At 38.5% G+C, this 1,013-nt stretch carries 1 protein-coding gene and 1 pseudogene; both read right to left on the bottom strand.

From position 1 onward, the window contains the following. Window positions 1-126 precede the first annotated feature (126 nt). Complete coding sequence (locus ACTJIP_RS23015) at window positions 127-672, bottom strand: peptidoglycan-binding protein LysM (RefSeq protein ID WP_180563542.1); 546 nt, start codon at window positions 670-672, stop codon at window positions 127-129. 58 nt (window positions 673-730) lie between these two features. Then, window positions 731-1,013: pseudogene (locus ACTJIP_RS23020) on the bottom strand (peptidoglycan-binding protein LysM); the annotation flags it as partial.

Genomic DNA, 1,013 nt, shown 5'->3' on the forward strand with positions numbered 1-1,013 from the left:
AAGTTTCTTTGTAGTGGAAAAAGGAAGTTCATGTAGTAAAATCACTACAGGATTATTCATTTTGTTTAAATAAAAAAGCCCTCAATACCTGGAAAGTGCTGAGGGCATATATATTGATGTGTTTTTTTATAAAGTAGTCGCAGTATATGTTACTGTTTGGGTATAAGTTCCAGCGGGTTTACCTAAAATATCAGAAGATGAGGATTTTGCTGCTGGAATGATGTAATCCAGATTCAGTGTTAATGCACTTCCGAGAGGAGCATTGGATACTAAGGTTCTTTCTCCTGGAGATAAAACCACATCGTTTTTGGTTCCGCCCATATTTCCGGGAGCTTCTGCAACCTTGATTGTCAAAACATCTACAGGGATTGAGTTTGAACCATTGACGAAATGCGGTCCTCCCGCTTTTACCTTTACATTAAAATTCTTCGTTGAGGTAACTTTTAAGGAGTTGACTTTGGTAATCGTCTGATCAGAGTTATAGTCTGCTGCAGTAACATAGTTAAAAGCAACTATACCACCAATTGCTGTACTTCCTGCATCTATAGAGATCACATCGTTCAGGGTAATATTTACCGTTGTGGTTGCGGCTGTATTTTGAGCTTGAACATTATTAGTTCCAAATATAACTACTCCAAAAGTTAAGGCTGTGATGGCGATTTGTTTTGTCATGGCAGTAAGATTTAATTATTATTCTTGTTCTCTTTTGAACATTACAAATCTACAGCTGCTACAAAGCAGTTGCTGTATACGTTACTGTTTGAGTATAAGTTCCGGCTGGTTTACCTAAAATATCAGAAGATGAAGATTTTGCCGCTGGAATAGTGTAGTCCAGGTTCAATGTTAATGCACTTCCAAGAGGAGCATTTGATACTAAGGTTTGATCCGTTGCAGATAAAACAACAGCGCTTTTTGTTCCGCCCATGGTTCCGGCAGCTGTAGCCGCTTTGATAGTCAGAACATTTACAGGGATCAGGTTGGTTCCATTCATGAAATTAGCACCTCCTGCTTTT

This window comes from Chryseobacterium sp. 22543 (assembly GCF_052044565.1).
In the GTDB taxonomy this organism is placed as follows: Bacteria; Bacteroidota; Bacteroidia; order Flavobacteriales; family Weeksellaceae; genus Chryseobacterium.